The sequence below is a fragment of the Archangium sp. Cb G35 genome (assembly GCF_001896145.1).
GTDB classification, from domain to species: Bacteria; Myxococcota; Myxococcia; order Myxococcales; family Myxococcaceae; genus Archangium; species Archangium violaceum.
In genome coordinates this window covers 1,166,363-1,187,667 of sequence record NZ_MPOI01000001.1, presented here as the reverse complement: position 1 = coordinate 1,187,667, position 21,305 = coordinate 1,166,363, and the positions used below count along the sequence as shown (strand labels likewise).

Here is a 21,305-nt window from a genome sequence, read left to right as displayed (position 1 = left end):
GGCGTCCACTCGTGGAAGGATGCGGCACGAAGATGATGCGGTGCGGCATGAAGGGGGTTAGCTTCCGGCTGTGGATCTCATGTCAGGACTCCAGGAAGTCACCCGGCGCATGTTGGTGGCGCGCGGCGTGCGGTCGAGCATGGTGGACGTGGCCGGGCAGCGGCTGCACCACTACGAGCTGAAGGGGAAGGGCAAGGGGCCGCCGGTGCTGCTGGTGCACGGGCTGGGCGGGACGGCCAACGGCTTCGCGCGCATCTTCTTCGGGCTGGCCCGGCGCTTCGAGCGGGTGCTGGCGGTGGACCTGCCGGGACACGGTTTCTCACCGGAGTACTGCCTCGGGCCCACGTGCGTGCGGGGCCAGTACAACATGTTGGTGGAGTTCTGCCGGAAGGTGGTGGGAGGCCCGTCCTTCGTGGTGGGCAACTCGCTGGGCGGTGCCCTGTCCGTTCAGCTGGCGGCCGAGCATCCCGAGCTGGTGAAGGCCCTGGGGCTGGTGGCACCCGCGGGCGCGGACGTGGGGCACGAGTTCTTCGTGGAGGTGCTCCAGGCCATGGATGTGCGCACGGCCGAGCAGTGTCGCGCGCTCACCAGGCGCCTCTTCCACCGTCCGCCCATGTTGATGATGGCGCTGGCCGACATGGTGCGCGGCATCTACTCGACCCCGGCGGTGAAGGCGCTGAGCGCGGACGCGCTGGCCACGCGCGAGTACCTCAAGCCCGAGGTGCTCCAGTCGCTCGCCATGCCGGTGCTGCTCGTGTGGGGTGGGAGTGAGAAATTGCTGCCCCGGCAGAGCCTGGACTTCTTCCGCTCGCACCTGCCGGCTCACTCGCGGGTGAGGGTGGTGGAGGAGTTTGGCCACGTCCCGCAGGTCGAGCGGCCGAACGAGCTGCTGTCGGAGTTGGTGCAGTTCGCGGACGCCACGGGGCTGTAGGAGGGCCGGGGCGCGGGCCGGGTGCTAGACTCGGGGCTCATGCGTTCCCTGCACTCCTGGCGCGCGGCACTCGCCGCGGGCCTGTTGCTCCTGGCTCCCGCGGCGCGGGCGGATGGGCGTGCGCCCTCCACTCCTCCCAATACCGCCACGTACGAGCAGCTCGAGGTGTTCGCCCGGGTGCTCTCCTACGTGGAGAACAACTACGTGGAGCCGGTGGATGAGAAGCGGATGATGTACGGCGCCATCCAGGGAATGCTGGAGACGTTGGATCCGCACACCGTCTTCATGCCGCCCGAGGTCTTCAAGGAGATGAAGATCGACACCTCCGGCGAGTTCGGAGGGTTGGGCATCGAGGTGGCGCGCAAGGGTGACCGCATCGTGGTGGTGGCGCCCATCGACGACACGCCAGCGGCGCGAGCGGGCATCCGGGCCGGGGACGAGCTCATCGCGATCGACGGTGAGAACATCCAGGGGATGGGCGTGCCGGAGGTGCTCCAGCGCATGCGGGGCCCGGCGGGCAAGCGGGTGCTGTTGACCCTGATGCGCGAGGGTTTCAACGCGCCGCGCGAGCTGGCCATCATCCGGGACCACATCCGCATCATCTCGGTGGAGGGAGCGCTGTACGGAGGCATCGCGCACCTGAAGGTGAAGAACTTCCAGGACCGCACGGCGCTGTACCTGCGCAAGGAGCTGGACCGGCTGCGGGAGCAGAACGGGGGCAAGCCGCTGCGAGGGGCTGTGCTGGACCTGCGGAACAATCCGGGTGGGTTGTTGGACCAGGCGGTGGCGGTGAGCGACCTGTGGCTGCCGGGGAACCTGCCCATCGTGAGCACGCGGGGGCGCAAGGGAGGCCGCGCGAACGAGGAGTTGAGCAAGGACCGGGACACGGAGCCGGACTACCCGCTGGTGGTGCTGGTGAACGCGGGGAGCGCCTCAGCGTCGGAGATCGTCGCGGGGGCCCTGCAGGACCACGGACGCGCGACGATTCTCGGCACGCAGACCTTCGGGAAGGGGAGTGTTCAGACGGTCATCGAGCTGGAGGACGGCTCGGGGCTGAAGCTGACCATCGCGCGCTACTACACGCCGAAGGGGCGGAGCATCCAGGAGAAGGGCATCACGCCGGACTACCTGATCCCGGAGACCCAGGGCGGGAAGGGCTCGAAGGACCAGCCGCGGGAGAAGGACCTGGATCGGCACTTCAAGGCGGAGCCGGTGGTGTCGAACGAGTCCGACATGGTGGCGAAGCCGAAGAACCTGCCCGAGAGTGTGCGGGACTGGGACGTGTCGGCGAAGGTAACGGACTACCAGCTGAAGATGTCGCTGAACTACCTGAACAGCGTGGCCAACGGCGCCGCCCGCCCTACGAAGGCGAGCACCGAAAAGGCGAGCACCGAGAAGACGAGCACCGAGAAGGCGAGCACCGAGGTCCCCTGACCCCACTTCCCCTCTCCCCTCGGGAGAGGGAGTAGGTGCTTTCTTAGTGTTTCTGGGCATTTGAGTCTCCTTGTCCCTCTCCCGAAAACAGCCGTGGGGAGAGGAGAAGGTGGTTGTCCTACCGCTCACTTCGTCCTCACCACACTCAGGCCCCTGCCGCTGCGCTCGGCAAGGGCCTGAGCCTGCTTTTCCGCCTGCACCTTCCAGGCGTCCTCCAAGTCGTCTCCCTCCACCACCTCCACCATCAGCGCCTTCAGGTAGGCGTCCATGGTGCGCTGGTCCTTGTGCCGCAACAGCGTGCGTAGCCGCTCCCCCTGAATGCCCGCCCGGTACATCTCCGTGGCGAAGGTGTGGCGGTACACGTGCCACGTGTCGGCGCCGTCCACGCCGCGCACCCACGTGGGGAAGTCGTGCGGCGCCACCTCGCGGTGCAGCCCCATGAGCCCCTGGAGCTGGTGGCGGTAGTACGGGAAGACGAAGTTCTGCGCGCACACGCCCTGCGAGCGCCGCCAGTCCACGGTGGGGTTGAGGGCCTGCTGCTGGCGCCAGCGCAGCGCCTCGCGCAGCAACTGCACGGGCTCGGGCGCCAGTCGGATGGTGGCGCGGCTGAACTCCGTCTTCAGGTCGCTCCACTTCGTGGTGTCGTCGCCGCGCTGCTTCTCCACGGTGAGCGTGCCCGCCTCCAGGTTGAGGTACTTGAGTCCCCTATCCAGCTCGCTGCCCGGCAGCGGAATGCCCAGGGCCTCCTGGAGCCGAAGGCCGTGCCAGCGCAACGTGGAGATGAACGCCCTCGCCAGCGGGTCCGGCATCGCCGCCTGCAACAGCGGGTACGTCACGTAGGGCTCGGACATGCTGCGCGGCCGCTGGCGCGCCGTGGACGCCTGACGCGGCACCTGCGCGAGGTCGAGGGGGTTGGCAATCATCAGCCAGCCCTTCTTGGGCGTGTTGCGACACTTCAGGTAGACGCGCTGGAGGTTCTTCCGGTGCGTCTCCGCCGTCAGGTCCGTAACCCGCTCCGGGCACGCCGGGTCCTGGCGCCACAGCAGGTACTGCTGCCACTCGCCCGGGCCGGGGTGGGTGATGCCCCGCGCATCCAGCCACGCCAGCGCCTGGCGGATGTAGCTGCGCCCGGAGTCGCGGGTGTTGGCCGCCTTCGTCTTGAGATGGATTTCGTCGTACCACTCGGAGAGCTCGCGGAAACTGGGTTCCGCGAAGAGTCCGCCCTGGAAGCTCGCTGCCTGCTGCATGGGCCACCAAAAGCGGAGGGCCCTACCCCACGTGTTCTGAGCACGCAGGGAGGGCCCTCCAGGACACGCCGGTGGACTGGCATCCACCATTTCGCGCCCACAGCCGTGTTAGCACGCCCCCAGTGCTCAGAACACCGGGAACGCGCGCACGCCGTCCGCCTGCCAGGGCCTCGGGCGCGCCATCATCTACTTTCGGGACAGCCTGCCCCTGGCCTCTGGCCGGTGTCAAGCCGGTGGCTGGTCGGGCGTCAGCCCTTCAGCACCTTCTGGAGCACCTGCTCGAGTTGCCGGACCGTGGCCCCGCCGTCCTCGGCGGACAGCCGCTCGAGGGCCGCCAACAGCGCCTCCGCCCGGGCCCGGGGGCCCTTCAGCGTGACCAGCGCCGCCGCCACCACCACCGCCACCTGTTGCCTGTCCCGGCCGTCCGCCATGCGGCCACCGTAGGCACGGCGGCCACCGGGTCCGCCATCCCACGCAGGTGGTATTGCGGCCGCTACCGCAGGATGCTGGATGGCACGCGCGGCGCGGCGAGCACAGGCGTCAGACACTGCCCGCCGCTCTCGTACAGCTTGTCCGGACACGGCGGCTTCGCGGCGTGCGGCATCCAGCATCCACCGCTCCGCTCCACCTCAATCGTGGGGTCGCACGGCGGCACCTTCTGGTTCTTGAAGGGCTTGGGCGGCACGCCGCGCCCGATGACAGCGGCCTCTCCCATCTCGGCACCGTCCGTCATCACGCCCTCATCTAGGAGTTCGGGCACGGCCTCGAGCAACACCGGCGCGGCGTCCACCAGCGTGAACGGCTCCTGCGGGGGCGGGGGCGGCAGCGGGGACGGCCACAGCAGGACGGCGACCACGGCCGCCAGCGTGCCGGACATAAGCAGCCACCGGACGCGGCGGCGACACGGACGGCGGCGAGCGGCCGGGCCTTCTGGGTGACTGGGGCCGCTGGCGAGGTGCGCGGCCGCGTCGGGCCGCCCCTCCAACCTGCTGGCCGCGCCAGCCAGGCGGTGCAGCATGAGCGTCAGCTCCGGCAGCTCCGCCCCGTCCGGCGCGCGTTCCACCTCCAGCACGAGGTGGGGCGGGTTGGTGGCCGCCGTGGCGCGCACCGTCCACTCCGCGTCCGGCATCCAGTCCTCCTGCGGCCCGGGCGCCACCACCACCGCTGGCGTGCCCGTCTCCGCGTGCACCGCCTCATACACGCGGCCGGAGCCTTCACCGAGGCCCCGGTAGCCCTTCTTCACGGTGTACGGCCCAACACGGTTGCGCGGATTCATGGCCGGCCACCGTACCACGGCCCGCCGTCAGTGCTGCCCGGCCAGCGCGGCCGCGCGGTACTTCTCGGCCTCCACGACGGCGCGGTACGCCAGCGTGTGCGGCTTGGCGAACGTCTTCACCAGCCACGAGAAGCCCTCCCACGCGCCGCTCCAGAACCACGGCTCCTTGTAGTCCGGCACGCCGTTGCCGTTGAAGTCGAACGTCAGCGTCGGCCGCTCCTGCTGCTGCTGCGCTTCGGGCTTGTCCATGTGCTGCCCTCCGTTGGTGCTGCGTCACATCGTCGCGAGCGGGGCCGCGACAGTGCCCATGGGACTCCGGCTCACCACGCCGGGCTTCAGCTTCGCCGCTGCCGAACCCGCCGCCGCCGCCGTCGGCTCCGCCATCGCCTTCACCACCATGGCGGGCAGCTTCGGCGCCGCCGCGCTCGCCGCCGTCCCTGGTGTCTGTCCGGCCGCGCCGGGCAGCGGCGGGCGCGGGGCCGGGACAGCGGCCGAAGCATTGGCCGCCACGTTCGCCTGGAGCTTCGTCATTGCGGCGGCCACCTGACCGGGCGTGGCCACCTTCTCCAGACGCTCCACCAGCGACGGCGCCTCAGTCTCGCGCTCCTGGCTCCAGCGCCGGTAGAGGTACACCGCCAGCCCCGCCGCCAGCGCGGCCGCGAGCACGGCCGCCACCTGCCCCGTCTTCATGCCGCCCCCAGCGCGGCCTGAGCGCGCACGTGGTACGCGTCCCGGTCCGCCTTGCCGTTGTACCCGCCGTTGATGCGCTTGGTGATGGCGTCGAAGTTGCCCGCGTCCGCCAGCTCGTTGAGTTCCCGCGTCCGCCAGAACCACGCCGCCGTCCGGAAGCCGACCGCAGGCGTGGCCGCCAGCTCCGGCTTCCCCTCCAGGTCCACCCCCAGCGCCCTGCCCGCGTCGCGGTAGTTGTTGCGGCCCGTCAGCTGGATGGGGCCGCGCCCCTTGTACCGGCGGCCGTCACCTGGCTGCGTGTTGCCCAAGTCCCGGCGCCCCTCGTACGCGTCTCCGCTGGCCAGTTCCTCGAAGTAGCGGAACTCCGCCGACTCGTGGGCGAGCTGCGCCAGAAAGGCCGCCTTGCGCCGGGGCGTGGTGATGCCAGCCTCCGCCATGGCCGCCACGAGGTGCGACAGCAACTCCTCCGCCCGGGCCTGCGCGAGGCGCGGCATGATGGCACGCAACTGCTCGAGCGTCAGCAGTCCGCCACCGCTGGCCACGGCCACGCCGACTGCCAACACCACGGCCGCCACCAGCGCCAACCACGCCCCGCGGCTCACCGGCCCGCCTCCACCCGCCGGACGCGGCGGCCGAGGTCCGCCACCACCGCCCACAACCGCCGACTGCGCGTCTCCAGCGCCGCCACCCGCGCCTTGAGGTGCTTCACGTCCTCGGCCAGCTCGCCGGTGGCGTGCCGCTGCCCGAGGTAGCCGCCCACGAATGCCGCCGCCGCCGTCACCGCGTCTTGCACGTCCATGCGTCACCTCGTCAGCGCCGGGCCACCGCGACCACGGCCACCACCAGCAGCACCGCCACGCCCGCCCCCACCGCCAGCTTCAACCCCGGCGGCCAGTTGAGCGGATTCACCTGGGTTGCCGTCTCGACGGCCGCCGCCTTCACCGCCGCGAAGAGACTCCGGTCGTACGCCTCACCGGCAATCCTCTCCACCGCGTCCGCCACGTCCTTGCGGCCGAAGTCCAGGAAGCGCTGGACGTCGTACGCCGTGCCGTCATCCCGCCGGCCGTTGACGGCCCACGTGCGGTACGTGCTGGCCCACCTCTCCAGCAACACCCCCACGTCCGCGAAGGCCTTCTTGATGGACGCGGCCTCGGGCGGCTGAAACCAGCCACTCGTATTCGCCTCCACCTTCACCTTGGCCCGGGCGTACTGGGCGCGCACCTCGCGAATGGCCTTGTCGACGGCCGCCACCTCCTGCGCGCTCGCCGCCATGGCCTACCGAAACCCCCACAGCTCGATGCGCGCCGGTCCGGCGTTCAGCGTGGGCGGCCCACCCACCACCTGGAAGCGAGCGCGCACCGTTCCCGGCCGCCCCGAGCGCGCCGTGCGCCGCGTGGCCGTCACCTCCGCCAGGCCGTCGCCGAGCTGCACCATCGCAGTGCCGGGCACCTCCGCCATGTCCTCCGTCCCGGCTCGCAGACTGTCCGCCGCCAGGGCGTTGATGTGGTCGCAGTCCACGAAGAGGTGCACGTCGACGCCGGTGGCATCGGCCACGCCCGGCAGATGGGCGCGCACGGTGACGGCCGCCCATCGCGAGACGTCCAGCAACTCGCCCGCCCAGTTTTCCCCCTCGGCCAGCGCGTCGAAGTCCACACGGCGCAGCAACACCCCGCGCGTGGGCGCGTCCGCCAGCCCCACTCCCTCGGGCCCGGGCTCGAACGTAGTCACCAGCCACCTACTGCCGGGCTCACACTCGCGAACCTGGATGGCCAGCGCGTCCGCCCAGTAGAGCGCCCGCTCCTGCATCACCACCTGGTCGCTCGCCGCCGCGTTGTCGCGCCGCACCACCACCGGGTACACCGCCCCGTCCGCGAGCGGTTCCACGAGCATCCCTCGACTCGCCGAGACATTCACATTGCCCGCCGCGTCCGCCGTCATCTCCACGGTCTGCATTGCCTCCCCCTCTTGCGTGCTGCCGCGACGCTCAGAACAGCTTGAAGCCCTTGAAGATGTTTCCGATGCTGCTGATGGCGTTCTGGATGCCGCCCACCACGTTGGTGACCGTGCTCACCGCGCCCTGAATGCCACCCACCACCTGCTGCACGACGTTGACCGGCGCGGGCGCCACCGGCGCGGGCGCCGCGTGCGCCACCACCGGCGCCGGGGCGGGCGGCAGCGCTGGCGTACCCGCGCCCGCCGCCGCTCCCCGCTTCATCCACCACACCGCCGCCGCCGCCGCGCCCGCGAGCACCACAACCCCCGCCACCACTGCCGTCGTATTCATCTGAGCTCCTCGTCAGCCCTGAGCTTCGCGGGCTTCCTGACCGGCGCGACCACCTTCGGCTCGGCCACCCACTTCGTCATGTCGCCCTGCAACGGCGTGCCCACCTTGGCCGCTGGCGTCGGCGGCGGCGCAAACACCCCTTGGAGTGCATTCGCCACGAAGGTGACGCCATTGGCCACGGCCGCCACCGGCGCGTGTATGGCGTTCTTGCTGTCCGTGATGTCGAACACCTTCACTACGTCGCGTATCGCCCGCTCCGCCTCCACACCCGCCACCGCGCGAATGCCGAGCGACACCACTTCCGCCGTGGCCTTGAGGGGCAGCAGCGCAGGCGCCCCGATGGCCACGCCCGCCGTCTGCGCCAGGCGCCGGTTGATGTCGGCCGGGATGCCGAGCTCCGCACCCAGCTTCTCGGCGGCCGTCTTCACCGTGAGGCCCACCGTCAACATGGGGTTGAGCACGGCCGCGTTGCCCGCGCCCTCTCCGGCAATGCTAGTGACGAACTGCCGCTGAAGGTCCGCCGCCTGAATGCCGAGCTTCACGGTGGACGCCGCCGTACCGAACACGACGTCCAACGCTTTCTCCGCCACCTTGGCCACCAGCTCCCCGCCGCCACTGCCCGAGGGCGGTTGCGGCGGGGGCGTACCCGCATTGGCCGGTGGCACCACCACTGGCGCCGCCGCACCGCTCGCGGGCCGCTCCGACGTGGGGAGCGTGCTCACCGGCACGCCGGTCGCCGCCTCCCCTTTACCCCTGGTCGCCGCGTACACCCCAGCAGCGGCCAGCCCGGCCGCACCCACCAACAACAGCGCCATGTGTCACCTCATGCGGACTTCGCTTCAGGCCACCAGCCGACCCACGGCCGTCAGCACCAGCGAGCCGGCGCGCGACAGGCCGTAGACGTCCTGCACGCACCCGGGCACCGCCAGGGCGAGCTGCTTCACCACGTCCGCCGCGTTCTTCTCCTCGCGGTTGGCGTAGAACGCGGCGTACGCGCCTCGGGCCGCACCGAGCACGCTGTCCGGCACGAAGGGCTCCGCCTGCCTGCCGTCCTCGCTCACCATGCCCGGGTAGCGCTGGAACTCCTTGTCATCCGTGTCCACCAGCACCATGGGCATGTACGGATAGAGGGAGTGGGGGAGTTGCCCGTCCTCCAGGCTGTAGACGGTGGCCGCGTTGATGGCCTTCAGTGTCTTGTTGCGCCCGTTCTTCCCGGCGGCATCCTGCACGTCCTCCCGAATCTCCTGGTCCTCCGGGACCGGGCAGATGAGGCCCGCCAGCCGCGTGGTGCCGAGCGTCTTGGTGATTTGCTCCACCTCGAAGACACCCGACAGCCAGTCACGCAGCTGCATGTCGCTCGTCACCTGGTACAGCACCGTCTCGCGGTCGCTGATGTCCGCTTCCGCCGGGACGTTGGGCAGGTCGAGGAACTGGGTGTACGCGTCCACCGCGGACATATTGGTGTACTGCTCCTCCTGCCCGATGCGGACCGCGATATCCGTCAGCGTCGTACTGGCGAGCGGCGTGGAGCGCTCCACCGCCAGCAGCACGCACCCGGGCGGCAGACGGGCCTTGCGGTCCGTCTCGTCCAGCTCATGCCACTCGGGCAGGTACGTCCACTGCTCGGGCCCCTTCTTGCTGTAGTCGTCGGGGATGATGTCCAGCGTGACGTTGCCCGACACGGTGAAGCCGCTCGGCAGCGCATCCGTCTTGCGGAACACCTCGAGCTGCATCGTCTTGGCCTGCGTCCGCCCCACGCCGAAGAGACGCCGCAGCACACCGAGCTGCCACAGGCGGCCCGTGGGGATGGTGACGTAGAACTGCACCGTCGTGGTGGCGCTGTTGGTGAGCGTCTTGCCCAACCCGTACACGCTGTTGGCGTACCCCTCCCACTCGCTGCCCAGCAGGAAGCGGGCAATCTTCTGCACGCGGGTGAAGGTCACCATGTTCAGCGGCTTCCGGCGGCCGTTGCGGCCGTAGGACAGCTTCAGCGAATAGCCGTCCAGGAACGTCTGCTTCTCCGTGTCCGAGAGGGCCCGCGAGGTGCCGGAGGCATTGGCGATGCTGACCGTCATCAGGCAGCGAATGGCCTGCATGATGCGGCCCTTCTCGATGACGAGTTTGCCCTTTTCCAGCAGCGCCTGCGTGCCCTGTCCCGTGAGCGTGAGCGTCGAGAGCTTCTTCATGACTGTGTTTCCCTTTCGCGTCGGCCGCGTCTGTCCTTGCCGCGCTCGCCGACTACAGGAGCGCCTTCACGCTCGCCGGGGCGAACTTCTTCACCACCACCAGCAGCACCAGCGACGCCACCGCGCTGGCCGCAACAACCCCCGCCGTCTTCATCATGTCTGCCTTCTCCTGCCGGTCCCCCCGGCGTGTTGAGAGCGCGGCCGCAGCCGTCACTCGTCCTGCCAGACCAGGCGCTCGCCGCGCTTGAGCTTGGGCACCTTCTCCGCAAAGTCCTTGCCGCACCGCTTGGCGATGGCCGCCACGTCGTCCGGGTCGTCCTGCTTGCCCGTGTCCACCAGCGTCAACTGTGTGCGCGTGGTGTACGGCACGTGCACCATCCGCTGAGCTGCCAGCGCCAGCGGCAGCTTCTTGTGCCTCCCCTGCGTGGCCAGGAAGTTGAGCCGCTTCTGGACTCTGGCGCTCATGAAGTAGAGCACCAGCTCGTCCGCGCTGAACACGAGGTCTCCCGCCTCGTACGCGAGCCGCGCCAGCTCATCGAATCCCCGCGCAAGGTCCTCCTCTTCGAGGCTGTCCGGCACCACCGCGAACGACGTGTCTCCCTCCAGCAGTTCGCTCGGGTCCGCCAGCACCGCCCACAGCTCCCGCGAACTGGGCAGCGGCCCGAGCAGCACCTCGTCCGTGGCGTGGCCGTCCTGGGCGTACTCGTTGTGAGGGTCAAACGCGATGACGCGCTGCCCGGCCTTCAGGCACCTGCCCAGGTTCTCCTTGTTGCGCGTGGACTTGCGGCTACCGCGCTTGCCCACGTACGCGTGGCACTCGTGGGCCTGCATCATGGTCAGGCCGCCCGCGTGCCAGCGCCTTCCGCGCTGGGCTTGTCGTCCTCGCCCACCTTCTCCATCACCAGCTCGAGCGTGGGCGGCCCCAGCCACATGAGCGTCACCATGGCCAGCTGGCCCTCCGGCGTGGTGATGGCGGCCGGGAGGTACTTGGCCAGCACCGGCGCCAACGCCTCCGTCAGCGCCTTGGCCGGAACGATGTCCTCGCCCCCCAGTGGGTTGGGCTTGGGCCGCATGGGGTCGTAACGCGTCCCGGCCAGCGGCGCGGCCAGCATGGCCACCACGGACTGAGCCACCGGCACCATGGCGGCCGTCTCCTCGGCCGTGGGCGCCGGGGCGGCCGCCTCCGTCTTCTCCAGCGCGGCGGGCGCGGCCTGGCTCGGCGCGGACCCCTCCTCACCGGCGAGCTTCGCAGCCGCCGTCGCCAGCGCGTCCGGGTCGTTGCTGGCAAGCAGCTTCTCCAGCTGCCGCTTGAGCCGCTTCTTGTCGGCCGCCAGCTTCGCGGCCTCGGCGCTGGGCGGCTTGCGCTCGCGCTTCCCGCCAGTAGGCGCCTGCTGCTCGGCCGCCGCTCCGTTCGCGGGCGGCGTGTCGTTCATCGTCTCAGCGTCCATGACGGTTGCCCTCGGGCGGCGGCGTGGTGACGTGGGCTACTTGGCGAAGATGGCCTTCTGCTCCTCGGTCGCGGCGAACTGCTCGAGCTCCCCCAACTCAGCGTCCGCGTCCGGCAACTCCTCGACCACCACCGGCACGCCGAGACCCGCCAGCCGCTCGGCCAGGGCCGCCTTCCGGCGCGCGTGCTGCACCTGCTCGAGCGTCAGCCCGGCCTTGGGCGTGGACAGCATGACGGCCTGCGCGACGTGCCGCTCCAGCACTCCGCCCGCCGCCTCCCTCTTCAACCGCTCACTCCGCTCGCGCGCCGTCTCGCCCATGCATTGCTCTCCGTGTCGCGGGCCCGTGGCCCAGAAAGGGTGTTGACGGCGGCGGCGGACAGGCTCTCGTCCCCGCTCTGGCCATGTTGGTTCGTGCTCGGTCCCGAGGGAGCCGACACAGGTGGGCAGCGCCGCACGCACGAATGGCTGTCAGTCACGTGGTGGGCCCGCGCTCCACCGCCGCCATCAACGTGAACAGGTGTCTCAAACCCCGGCCGGTATTGGACCTGGGCGCGTTCGCACCGGCCGCCGCTCCCTTCCTTGGGCCTCCCACGGGTTCTCACCTTTCTCACCTGTGGCCGCGAGGCCGTAGACTGTCGGTATGAGCCCCCGCGTTCCCCGCATGCCTGGCTCGCGACGGACGCCGCAGCGTCCCGCCGCGGCCGGCGAACTACCCCCACCTCCGCGCAACTGGACGACCGTGAAGGACGCGGCGGACAGGGGCGGACTGAGCCTCGCCACCATGTACCGCCACTGCGACCAGGGCCTCGTGGTGTGCCGCAAGCTGGGCAGCACGTGGCGCGTGCGCCTCGGCAGCGACGGCTTCCCCCTCTACGTCGCAGAGACTGGCGCCGCGGCATGAGGGTGGCGTGCTACCTGCGCGTCTCCACCGACGAGCAGACGGTGGAGAACCAGCGGGCGCCGCTCGAGCAACTGGCCCGGGCCCGCGACTGGGAGCCCGTCTGGTACGAGGAAACCTGGAGCGGCCGTGATGACCGGCGCCCCCAACTGCAGAAGCTCCTGGAGGACTGCCGCAAGGGCAGGGTGCAGGCCGTGGCCGTGGTGGCGCTCGACAGACTCACCCGCCGCGTGAAGACGCTCCTGCGCATGTTCGAGGACTTCGACAGGTGGGGCGCGCGGGTGGTGAGCATCCGCGAGAGTTGGACGGACCTGCCCGCCAACCTGCGCGACCTGGTTGTGCACGTGCTGGGCTTCTGCGCCGAGATGGAGGTGGCCAACCTCCGCGAGCGCACCCGGGCGGGCATGCGCCGGGCAAAAGAGAAGGGCACGAAGACGGGCCGCCCCATCGGCCGCCCCCGCCTGTCGCGGACGCAACTGGCCGGGGCCGTGGAGCTCGTCCAGGGCGGCGCCAGCCTCCGGCAGGCCTCCCGGGACACCGGCGTCAGCGTCCGGGCCATAAGGCGGCGCCTGGACGCCCTGGCGGCCCCCCAGAACGTCGAAGGGCCCGGAGAGGAGGGCTCACCCCCTCTCCAGGCCCCAGGTGCGGCAAAAGGGTCTACCGCCGCGTCCCTCTGAACCTACCCCTCGCCCGAGGGTGCGGCAGAAGGGGTCCCTTTTGCCGCACCCCTTGTGCAATCGCACTCCGGCGCCCCAACTCCTCGCGACGCGCAGCTCTTCGCGTGCCCCGCCTCGAGGAACGGGCCCACAGGCAGCGTCTGCACCCACCACCCGCCCCATTTGTCGCACGCCGGGCAGGGCCGGAGCTCTACGGCTCGCGCCGCGCACACCAACAGACCGCACCACGAGCACTGAACCACGTGCGTCTCGCCTCGCTGCATGGCCCTGGTCGCCACCACCTCCACGTCGGCCGGGAACAGCTCGAGCTGGGCGGTCATGACTGGCCCTCGTCCATCTCCGCCAGCGCCTCCTTGAGCCACGCGAGCTGCTCTCCGATGCCCTGGCCCGCCAGCGGGGTTGAGTACATGTACCGGTCCGCCGCCGGGACCGGGGTGTCCCGCTTCGTCTTTCCACAGGCCACCAGCGCCACGCGCGCCACCTTCACCGGCTCGGGATGCACCGCGTGGAAGAAGAGGTCGAGCTGGCCTCTCATGACGCGCCCTCCAGGCAGCACGGCGGCGGCACGGGCTCGCCCACGCAGTCCTCCCAGTACGGCACACCGTGCGCACACCGGGGCCAGCCCTCCACGGCGGCGCGCGTCGGCATGGCCCCGTGCCGCCCGGCCGCGTCCTTCGGCCGGAGCGACGGGCACCGCTCGCACGGCACCCACAGGGCAGCAGCCGCCACCGCCACGCCGTCCCGCCGCTGCTGGGGGCCCTCGCCGCGGGCGCTGCCCTTGCTCCACGTGCGCACCGAGAGTCGCTCGGCGCCGGTGAAGTCCACGTGGTGCATGCGGTAGCCGTTGAGGGTGTGCCGGAGCGGCAGTCGCGTGTCCGGCAGCGTGGGCTGCTTCACTTCCACCGTGCGCGAGCTCGTGGCGGGCCTCGCCCGCTTCCGCCCGCGCGTCATCGCTCATCCTCCGGCGCCACCACGCGGCCGAGCTCGCGCAACGCGGCGAGCTCGCCGTAGCACTTCTCCAGTTTCTGGTAGAGCCCGCTGCGCTCCGCCTCCAACTCCCGGACGCGCCCTTCCAGCCGCTCGCACAGTCCGTCCTCTTCCTCCATCCGCGCGGAGACCCGCTCGGCGCGTTCGGCCGCTGCATGCTCCCGCTCGGCGGCGGCGCTGGCCTGCATCAGCGCGTCGTCGCGCTCGCGGACCAGGCGTGCCACCTGCTCGCCCAGGTCCACCGCCGTCGACAGATTGGCGCGGGCCCGGCCGCGCAACTCACGCAGCAGCAGCGCCAACGCCCGCCGCACCCACGCCTTGTCTCCCACAGGCAGCGCGGCCCGTCTGAGACCCCTATTCACCGCCCGCAGCCAGCGCCGCCCCTCGCCGTGGCACCGCCCACACGCAACATGCCCCAAGACAACAGCGCCCGTCTGGCACCCCTCCGCTGTGCCAGTGGCCGGGGGCCTCGCCTCCGCTTCGCTCCGGCTCGGCGGTGACACGTCCGCACGCGGCACGTTGCTGGTCGGGCAGAACGGCCGGTGCTCATGCGCAGGACGGCGGCACACCGAGCAGCAGAACGGCGTGTGCTTGCGTCCGCACACGTCGCACGCGGCACCCGTCACGCCGGACGCGGGCTTCCTCCCCTGCACGTCCTGGCGGGCCCTGTCCCTCTCCCCGTATTGCTTGGAGGGAGAGGGGTTGGTGACGTCCAACCCCTTGCCACTACTGGCGGTTTCTGCCTCTCCTCTCCGGGAAGAGGTACTCCTCTTCCTGCTAGGAGAGGGACGGGGTGAGGGTATCGAGAGCCTCGGGTTGACCCTCGAAGACCCTATCGCGTACCGCCGGGCCACAAGGGAGCATCCGCCTGGTCCGAGGGCCACACCGTGCCCCGGTTGCCAGGAATCTCCTTGCCCGCGGGGTCCGTGACGAAGTTCCCCACGTCGCCAAAGGCCCGCTCGGCATTCACCCGGCCACCACTCTGCCGCATGGGCCCGAGCGTCGTCCCCTGCCGCACGGCGACCACCTCATGGGGTCCCGGCCGCAGATCCACGAGCGCGCCCTTGCGAGCGGCGTCCAGCAACTGCTGCTCGTTGCCGATCGGATCAGCCACCGTCTTGGCCTTGAACGTCCACACCAGCAGGCTCGTGGGCTCCCGGCCGGCGAAAGCCCGCTCGAGCAGGTCCTTGCTGCCGAAGAACTGCTTGCCGATGTCGTTCTGGTTCACGGGCCCGGCCATCAGACACACGCCGCCGCTGAGGTCACACCCCTCGGGAATCTCGGTGGTACCGGCCACCTCGGCGACGAGCGCGCCGCGAGCCGCCGCAGCTCCAAAGGCACGCACCGCGTGGGCGAAGGACAATCCCGATTGCTCCACCTCGCGGCGGGACAATCCTCCGACGTAGATGCGCTGACCCGCGAGCGCGAACGCCTTCCGCCCGCGAGCACTGTTGCGCGAGAGCGCCCGCCCGAGCGCCAGGTCCGCCCACAGCGGCAGCCGGGCGATGAGCTTGTCGGTGACCTGCTCCAGCTCCTCGCGGACCGAGCGCAGCCGCTCCTTGCCATGGGGCGTGAGCACGTCGATGCGCTCGAGCAGCACCAACTCCTTGGCCCGCTCGCGGGACACTCCGGTGAACCGGGCGAAGGCGTTGTAGGCCGCGCGGCCCGCCTGCACCGTCAGTTCCTCGGGCACGTCCATGGGCTGGCGCGTTTGATAGGCCGGAGGGGCTGCCGGCTCGGCGTTGACACCGGGCTGGATGCGCTCGCTGCGCAGGGCGAGCAGCGCTGCGCCCAGGCGCCGTGCCGTGGAGCGCTCCATCGGGATGCGCTCCTCCTCGGGCACATGACCCACCTGGGCCACGAGCGAGATGCGCCACCCCGCCGCGCGCTCCGCCGGGGTGAGGCCCACGAGCGCCTCCAACTCGCGCAGGGCCGCCGTGTCGGCGGGCTGCTCGAAGGGCTCCAGGAAGACCTGGGCCCGCCGCGTGCCCGCGGAGGCAATCACCGTCGCGCGCTCCATGGCATCCGCGAGGACGCCGAGGTGCAGCTCCTTGAGGTAGCCGATGGTGGGGATGTCATCCGCGTGGCGGAAGCGCTTGGCCCAGGCGCGCATCGGCACGGTGATGAGGCTGGCCAGCGGCTTGTGGCCGACGAAGGTGAGCAGGAAGGTGAAGGGGGTGCGGTAGGGGCGCGCGAGCACCACGTGGGTGCAGGCGGCACCGTCGAGCACGGGTGCCTCCTTGCGGCCCATGCGCCTCAACAACGCGGCGGCCTGCTCGGAGTCCTTGGGGCCCAGCAGCACCTCGCGCTGCCCGCGGAAGTTGGTGGACTGCCTGGCGGAGAGCACGCCGAGCGAGCACTCCTCGAAGAGCTCGCGCTCGGTGAGCGCCGGGCCCGGGACGAAGCGCGAGGGCCTCGGCAGCGAGAGCAGCGACAGCAGGATGCCGGCCTCCTCCCGTGAGAGCGAGACGCGCGTGCGGTAGCCAACGGGCGAGGACGACTCGAGCGACTCGGGCAGGTGGTAGCGCGTGCGCTTCTCACCGGGTGCGGCGAAACGTGCATCGCGGCGGACGCGGAACTCGGACGGAGGGGCGGGGATGGCCACCAGCTCGAGCGGCTTGCTCACGGGTGACTCCTCGACATGGTCGGGCTTCCTCATGGGGGCGCGAGAGTGCCAGCGGCGGGCGTGGGCTGTCGCGCCTCACGTGCTGGCGCCCTGCGTCATCCGGGTGAACAGAGGGGCGGCCCCTCGGACAGACCCGGGAGCAGGAGCCCTTGCCTGCTTCCCGCTCTGCTTCCGGATGGCCTCGCCGCGCCTCATTCCTCTCCGGCAACCCAAAGGAGGGTTCCCGGATGCCGATCCGCCTCATGTGGTGCAGCGTGCTCGTTGTCGGTGCGGCGCTCTGTGGTCTGTCCTGTGCTCCCACCGCCGATGCCGGGCAGGAGGCCGGGCTCCAGGAAGAGGAGGTCCGGGGAGATTTCTGCGGTGGCATCGCCGGCATCCCCTGCGCCGAGGGGTACGCCTGCGTCGATGACCCTCGCGACGACTGTGACCCGGACCGGGGCGGCGCGGATTGTGGCGGCATCTGCCGGAGGCAGAACCCCGCCGCCTGCACGGGACGGGAACCGGGCCTGCGCTACGTCTCCCACGACCCCGCTCAGTGCGCCGCCATCCGCTTCACCTGCAAGGAGGGCTTCCTCCCGTTCTTCAACGAGTGCGGGTGTGGTTGCCAGAAGCAGCAGAAGGCCTGTGACTACAACGACCCGGACCGCTCGTACGTCTCGAGGGACCCCGACGCGTGCGCCGCCATCACCTTCATCTGCGAGGGCAGCACCCAGGGGTTCTTCGACGAGTGCGGCTGCGGCTGCGAGATCGTCCGGTAGCGCCTCCGCCTGCCACGAAAAGACAACCGGCGCGGCCACCCGAAGGTGAGCCGCGCCGGCGTGAGGACTGCGGTGCTACCCGGGATTACTGGCCGGAGCTCGCCTTGTAGGTGGTGCCGGAGTAGGCCGTGTAGCCCTTGATGAGGACGTAGTACGTGCCCTGCTTCGCGCCGTTGATGGTGCAGCTCTCCGAGGCGGTCGCACCCGCCGAGCGGCAGTCGTAGCTGGTGGTGGTGGGCGCGCTGCCGAACTTCACGTACAGGTCGGCGTCACCCGTGCCGCCAATCGTCTCGAACTTCATCGCCGTCGCGCCGGCCGGCGTGACGTAGCTGTAGTTCGTGTTGCTGTTGCGAGCGCCGGACAGGTTGCTCACCGTCTGGATGACCGTCCAGGCCGGGGGAGCGGCCACGCCCACCGCGGTCCAGGCGTCGTTCACCGCGGCGGCGGCGGCCGAGCCGTAGAGGTCGGTGGCGGCCTGCGCCGTGGCGCCGCGCGCCTCGGAGAAGGAGCTGCCCGGGGTCAGGTACACCGTGTTGGCGCGGTAGAAGATGGCCGCGCCCTTCTGGATGCTGAGCACCGGGTTGGCGTCGAGCGCGGGCACCACGTTGCTCGTCTTGCCGCGCGGGTGCGTGCCGCCGGTCACCATCAGCTTGAAGGCCAGGTTGGCGATACCCGAGTTCCAGTGCACGCCGCCGTTGTCGGAGGTGCCCGTGTAGCGCGTCGGGTAGTAGTCGAAGTCACCCGCCAGCGCCGGGTCGTTCATGTAGCGCAGCGCGTCGCCCGCGGTGGCCGGCGTCCAGCACTCCTCGCCGATCTTCCAGGTGTTGGCGCTGACCGCACCGTCACGGGCGGCCTCGATGGCGGCGCCGAAGACGTCGGACATGGCCTCGTTGAGGGCGCCCGACTCGTTGGCGTAGATGAGGTCCGAGGCGGTGTCGGTGACGGCGTGGGTGAGCTCGTGGGCCACGACGTCGAGCACGGTGAGCGGGCCGGACTGGCTGCCGTCTCCATCGCCGTACACCATCTGCGAGCCGTTCCAGTACGCGTTGACGTAGTTGCGGTCGTAGTGGACGGACGAGGTGAGGGTGGCTCCGGCGCCGTTGTAGCTGTCACGGCCGAAGTTGTTGAAGTAGTAGTCGTAGGTGAGGCCCGCGTTGTCGTGGGCCTGGTCCAGCACCGCGTCGCCGGTGGGCGCCTGGCCCTCGGAGCGCACCAGCGTGCCGGGCAGCGTGGTGCGGTTGTTGGCGTTGTACGTCTTGCGGTTGCGGGTCGTCTTCAGGTTGTCGAACTGCTTGACGATCTCACCCGTCTTCGCGTCGATGAAGAGGTTCGGCATCGAGGGCTCGCCCTTGGCCGTGAGGGCCTCGAGCTGCACGCGGTACGTCAGGCGGGCGCCATTGCCGATGTCATCGGTGAGGATCTGCAGGTCCGACTTCGGCGTGGCCGTCAGCGCGCGGGAGCCACCCACCTGGGCCACGGCGATCTGGAGGGCCTCCTCGGCGCGGAGGCCGGGGGTAGTGTCCACCTTGAGGTCGCGGGCCAGACGGTCCGTGACGGAGACGACGGAGCCGTTCGCATCCAGGTGGAGGATGGCCTCGGCGCCAAAGACGGGCACGCCACGGAAGCTCTGCGACACGCGCTCGTGCGCCAGGCCGCGCTCGTCACGCAGGCTGCGCTTGAGGGACACGTCCCCCGCGCCCCGGAAGAACTCCGGACGCTGCGCCCGAAGCTGCTCCAGACCCCGGCCCTCGGCCCTGGTGGAGATGTTGCTGTCCTGGGTCCCCTGGGTGTCCTGGGTGTCGGCGGTGGTGCTGTCGACGCTGCAGGCGCCCCCGAGGAGCATGAGGGGGAGGATGGAAACCAGACGACGAGTGCGCATGACGGTTCCTCCGGCTCGACGGTTGTGTCGAGTGATTTCTTGTATTCTAAGAAATTAGGACATCCTGTCAACCCGCAATTTTCTGCTCTTGCTGCGCGAACGCGGGAAAAGGGGAGTCCCGAGTGTGGACTCGCGCACACGTGCACCGGCCACGCGCCTTGGAAAAAAGGCGTGCGGCTGAAATAGCGGGTGGGTGGAGGGACTACCTGGGGACGAGCCGGATGTGGAACAGCCGGGGCCAGCGCTTGCCGGTGACGAGCAGCCGGTCCCGGGCCGCGTCGTAGGCGATGCCGTTGAGCACGTCCTCGACTCCGGTCCGGTCCTGGGGCGGGAGGAGCCCCGAGAGGGAAATCCACCCGGTCACCTTCCCCGTGGCCGGGTCGATGCGGGCGATGTCGTTCTCCATGTACACGTTCGCGTAGATCTCCCCCTTGATGAACTCCAGCTCGTTGAGCTGGGAGATCTCCCGGCCGTTGTCGGTGACGCGGATGGAGCGCTGCAGCGCGAGCGTGGCGGGGTCGAGGAAGCGCAGGGTGCTGGAGCCATCGCTCATGATGAGCGAGGTGCCATCATCGGTGAGGCCCCAGCCCTCGGTGGGGTACTCGAAGCGGCCCACCTGCTGGAACGTCGCGGCGTCGTAGATGAAGCCCACGTGCGAGCGCCAGGTGAGCTGGTAGATCCTTCCCTTGAAGAGGGTGATGCCCTCGCCGAAGTACTGCCGCTCCAGGGCGTGCCGGCGCAGGACCGCGCCCGTTTCGAGCTCCACCTCGCGCAGGTTCGACTGGCCGTTGAGCCCCGTGCCCTCGAACAGCCTGCCATCGCGGTAGACGAGCCCCTGGGTATAGGCATTGGGGTCGTGCGGCCAGCTCTGGACGACATCGAACCCGAACACCGGTGTGGCCGCCGGGGGCGTGGACGCGGGAGTGCGCTCACTGCGGCAGGCCAGCAGGGTGAGCAGCACGAGGGGGGCGAGCCACGCGAGGCAGGGTCGTCGGGAAGTCACGATGAGAGGCTCCTGGGGGCGAGGCGGCTTCGTCAGAAACCCAGCGTGCGGATGGCCTGGCGGATCGTATCCGCGCTGCGGCGCAGGCCCTCTCGCTCCGTGTCGTCGAGGGGAACCTCGAGCACCGTCTCCACACCCGCGCGGTTGACGATGCTCGGCACGCTCATGCAGACGTCACCGATGCCCTGGTAGCCGTCCAGCCGCGAGCTCACGGGCAGCACCCGGTTCTCGTCGTACAGCACGGCCTCCAGGATCTGCGCCGTGGCCAGGCCGATGGCGTAGTTGGTGGCGCCCTTGCCGCGGATGATTTGATAGGCGGCGTTGCGCACGTTGTCGAAGATGCGGGTGCGGTCGCCGTCCGTCAGCCGCGAGTGTCCCGGCGCCGACCACTTCATCAGCGGAACCGAGCCCACCGTGGCCGAGCTCCACAGGGGAATCTCCGAGTCCCCGTGCTCGCCCGCGATGAGGGCATGCACGTTCTGCACGGCCACGTTGAGGTGGCGGGCAATCAGGAAGCGGAAGCGCGAGGAGTCCAGCACCGTCCCGCTGCCGAATACCCGCCGCGCGGGCAGCCCGCTCAGCTTCTGCACCACGTACGTCAGCACGTCCACGGGATTGGTCACCACGAGCAGCAGTGCATCCGGGGCCACCTTCAGCAATTGCGGAACGAGCGTGCGGCACATCTCCACGTTCGCGCCCGCCAGCTCCATGCGCGTCTGCCCCTGTTTCTGCTTGGCGCCCGCGGTGATGACCACCACGTCCGCTCCGGCGCACACGCCGATGTCGTCCGAGCCCTCCAGCGTGGCCATGGGCACGAACTGCAAGCCGTGATTCAGGTCCAGCACCTCGGCGTCCACCTTGGCGCGGTTGATGTCGTAGAGGGCGAGCTGCTTCGCCACGCCCCGGATCATGGTGGCATAGGCGATGGTGGCGCCCACCGCGCCGGCTCCGATGATTGCGATCTTGTTCACGCGCTCGGCC

General features: G+C 70.3%; 27 protein-coding genes. 5 read left to right on the top strand and 22 right to left on the bottom strand.

Annotated elements, in window-relative coordinates:
- Positions 1-79: 79 nt before the first annotated feature.
- The gene (locus BO221_RS04980; protein WP_369864296.1) at positions 80-931 is read left to right on the top strand and encodes an alpha/beta fold hydrolase; all 852 of its coding nucleotides are present in this window, start codon (positions 80-82) and stop codon (positions 929-931) included.
- A gap of 39 nt (positions 932-970) precedes the next feature.
- Positions 971-2,365 carry a S41 family peptidase gene (locus BO221_RS04975; protein ID WP_073559476.1) on the top strand — a complete coding sequence of 465 codons (1,395 nt, stop codon included), beginning with the start codon at positions 971-973 and terminating at the stop codon, positions 2,363-2,365.
- A gap of 125 nt (positions 2,366-2,490) precedes the next feature.
- Here BO221_RS04975 and BO221_RS04970 read toward each other — a convergent pair whose 3' ends face one another.
- The 15 genes from BO221_RS04970 to BO221_RS54755 form a co-directional block, all read right to left on the bottom strand.
- A complete protein-coding gene (locus BO221_RS04970; RefSeq protein WP_073559108.1) occupies positions 2,491-3,612 on the bottom strand; it encodes a site-specific integrase in 1,122 nt (373 codons plus the stop codon).
- 248 nt (positions 3,613-3,860) lie between these two features.
- Positions 3,861-4,043, bottom strand: a complete 183-nt coding sequence (locus tag BO221_RS04965) for a hypothetical protein (RefSeq protein ID WP_073559107.1) — start codon at positions 4,041-4,043, stop codon at positions 3,861-3,863.
- Positions 4,044-4,105: 62 nt separating this feature from the next.
- Positions 4,106-4,888, bottom strand: coding sequence for a hypothetical protein (locus BO221_RS04960; RefSeq protein ID WP_073559106.1), 783 nt, complete (start codon positions 4,886-4,888; stop codon positions 4,106-4,108).
- A 27-nt stretch (positions 4,889-4,915) separates the two neighbouring features.
- Entirely contained in the window at positions 4,916-5,137 is a 222-nt protein-coding gene (locus tag BO221_RS04955; RefSeq protein WP_073559105.1) for a hypothetical protein, read from the bottom strand.
- A gap of 24 nt (positions 5,138-5,161) precedes the next feature.
- A complete protein-coding gene (locus BO221_RS04950; protein ID WP_073559104.1) occupies positions 5,162-5,578 on the bottom strand; it encodes a hypothetical protein in 417 nt (138 codons plus the stop codon).
- The gene (locus BO221_RS04945; RefSeq protein ID WP_233165669.1) at positions 5,575-6,180 is read right to left on the bottom strand and encodes a glycoside hydrolase family 19 protein; all 606 of its coding nucleotides are present in this window, start codon (positions 6,178-6,180) and stop codon (positions 5,575-5,577) included. The genes BO221_RS04950 and BO221_RS04945 overlap by 4 nt, the downstream gene beginning before the upstream one ends.
- Positions 6,177-6,377 (bottom strand): hypothetical protein, encoded by a 201-nt coding sequence (locus tag BO221_RS04940; protein WP_073559103.1) that lies wholly within the window; start codon positions 6,375-6,377, stop codon positions 6,177-6,179. The genes BO221_RS04945 and BO221_RS04940 overlap by 4 nt, the downstream gene beginning before the upstream one ends.
- Positions 6,378-6,388: 11 nt before the next feature.
- Entirely contained in the window at positions 6,389-6,850 is a 462-nt protein-coding gene (locus BO221_RS57020; RefSeq protein ID WP_073559102.1) for a hypothetical protein, read from the bottom strand.
- Positions 6,851-6,853: 3 nt separating this feature from the next.
- The gene (locus tag BO221_RS04930; protein WP_073559101.1) at positions 6,854-7,531 is read right to left on the bottom strand and encodes a hypothetical protein; all 678 of its coding nucleotides are present in this window, start codon (positions 7,529-7,531) and stop codon (positions 6,854-6,856) included.
- A gap of 31 nt (positions 7,532-7,562) precedes the next feature.
- Positions 7,563-7,862 carry a hypothetical protein gene (locus BO221_RS04925; RefSeq protein ID WP_073559100.1) on the bottom strand — a complete coding sequence of 100 codons (300 nt, stop codon included), beginning with the start codon at positions 7,860-7,862 and terminating at the stop codon, positions 7,563-7,565.
- A complete protein-coding gene (locus BO221_RS04920; protein WP_143195260.1) occupies positions 7,859-8,584 on the bottom strand; it encodes a hypothetical protein in 726 nt (241 codons plus the stop codon). Before BO221_RS04920 ends, BO221_RS04925 begins: the two co-directional genes overlap by 4 nt.
- Before the next feature lie 117 nt (positions 8,585-8,701).
- The gene (locus BO221_RS04915) at positions 8,702-10,048 is read right to left on the bottom strand and encodes a hypothetical protein (protein ID WP_073559098.1); all 1,347 of its coding nucleotides are present in this window, start codon (positions 10,046-10,048) and stop codon (positions 8,702-8,704) included.
- Positions 10,049-10,258: 210 nt separating this feature from the next.
- Complete coding sequence (locus tag BO221_RS04910) at positions 10,259-10,882, bottom strand: hypothetical protein (protein ID WP_073559097.1); 624 nt, start codon at positions 10,880-10,882, stop codon at positions 10,259-10,261.
- A gap of 2 nt (positions 10,883-10,884) precedes the next feature.
- Positions 10,885-11,496: a hypothetical protein gene (locus tag BO221_RS54760; RefSeq protein ID WP_073559096.1), complete on the bottom strand. Its 612-nt coding sequence runs from the start codon at positions 11,494-11,496 to the stop codon at positions 10,885-10,887.
- Between the two features lie 36 nt (positions 11,497-11,532).
- On the bottom strand, positions 11,533-11,814 hold the full coding sequence (locus BO221_RS54755) for a hypothetical protein (RefSeq protein ID WP_073559095.1): 282 nt from the start codon (positions 11,812-11,814) through the stop codon (positions 11,533-11,535).
- Between the two features lie 322 nt (positions 11,815-12,136).
- Here BO221_RS54755 and BO221_RS53440 point away from each other — a divergent pair, with 322 nt between their 5' ends.
- Both BO221_RS53440 and BO221_RS04895 read left to right on the top strand, forming a co-directional pair.
- Entirely contained in the window at positions 12,137-12,397 is a 261-nt protein-coding gene (locus BO221_RS53440) for a helix-turn-helix domain-containing protein (protein ID WP_233165667.1), read from the top strand.
- Positions 12,394-13,071, top strand: a complete 678-nt coding sequence (locus tag BO221_RS04895; protein ID WP_083680742.1) for a recombinase family protein — start codon at positions 12,394-12,396, stop codon at positions 13,069-13,071. The genes BO221_RS53440 and BO221_RS04895 overlap by 4 nt, the downstream gene beginning before the upstream one ends.
- Positions 13,072-13,387: 316 nt before the next feature.
- On the opposite strand, the gene BO221_RS04885 is transcribed toward BO221_RS04895, so the two are convergent.
- The 4 genes from BO221_RS04885 to BO221_RS04870 all read right to left on the bottom strand — a co-directional run bounded on the left by BO221_RS04885 (position 13,388) and on the right by BO221_RS04870 (position 16,684).
- Positions 13,388-13,606 (bottom strand): hypothetical protein, encoded by a 219-nt coding sequence (locus tag BO221_RS04885; protein WP_073559092.1) that lies wholly within the window; start codon positions 13,604-13,606, stop codon positions 13,388-13,390.
- The gene (locus tag BO221_RS04880) at positions 13,603-14,022 is read right to left on the bottom strand and encodes a hypothetical protein (RefSeq protein ID WP_073559091.1); all 420 of its coding nucleotides are present in this window, start codon (positions 14,020-14,022) and stop codon (positions 13,603-13,605) included. The genes BO221_RS04885 and BO221_RS04880 overlap by 4 nt, the downstream gene beginning before the upstream one ends.
- A complete protein-coding gene (locus tag BO221_RS04875; protein WP_143195258.1) occupies positions 14,019-14,369 on the bottom strand; it encodes a hypothetical protein in 351 nt (116 codons plus the stop codon). Before BO221_RS04875 ends, BO221_RS04880 begins: the two co-directional genes overlap by 4 nt.
- A 521-nt stretch (positions 14,370-14,890) precedes the next feature.
- Positions 14,891-16,684 carry a hypothetical protein gene (locus BO221_RS04870; RefSeq protein WP_233165665.1) on the bottom strand — a complete coding sequence of 598 codons (1,794 nt, stop codon included), beginning with the start codon at positions 16,682-16,684 and terminating at the stop codon, positions 14,891-14,893.
- 227 nt (positions 16,685-16,911) lie between these two features.
- On the opposite strand from BO221_RS04870, the gene BO221_RS55345 reads away from it, so the two are divergent.
- Positions 16,912-17,442, top strand: a complete 531-nt coding sequence (locus tag BO221_RS55345) for a hypothetical protein (protein WP_073559088.1) — start codon at positions 16,912-16,914, stop codon at positions 17,440-17,442.
- An 85-nt stretch (positions 17,443-17,527) separates the two neighbouring features.
- Here the strand turns inward: BO221_RS55345 and BO221_RS04860 are convergent, their stop codons facing one another.
- The 3 genes from BO221_RS04860 to BO221_RS04850 form a co-directional block, all read right to left on the bottom strand.
- A complete protein-coding gene (locus tag BO221_RS04860) occupies positions 17,528-19,321 on the bottom strand; it encodes a M4 family metallopeptidase (protein ID WP_073559087.1) in 1,794 nt (597 codons plus the stop codon).
- 202 nt (positions 19,322-19,523) lie between these two features.
- The gene (locus BO221_RS04855; RefSeq protein WP_233165663.1) at positions 19,524-20,324 is read right to left on the bottom strand and encodes a glutaminyl-peptide cyclotransferase; all 801 of its coding nucleotides are present in this window, start codon (positions 20,322-20,324) and stop codon (positions 19,524-19,526) included.
- Positions 20,325-20,356: 32 nt separating this feature from the next.
- On the bottom strand, positions 20,357-21,295 hold the full coding sequence (locus BO221_RS04850) for an L-lactate dehydrogenase (RefSeq protein ID WP_233165661.1): 939 nt from the start codon (positions 21,293-21,295) through the stop codon (positions 20,357-20,359).
- Between the last annotated feature and the right edge of the window lie 10 nt (positions 21,296-21,305).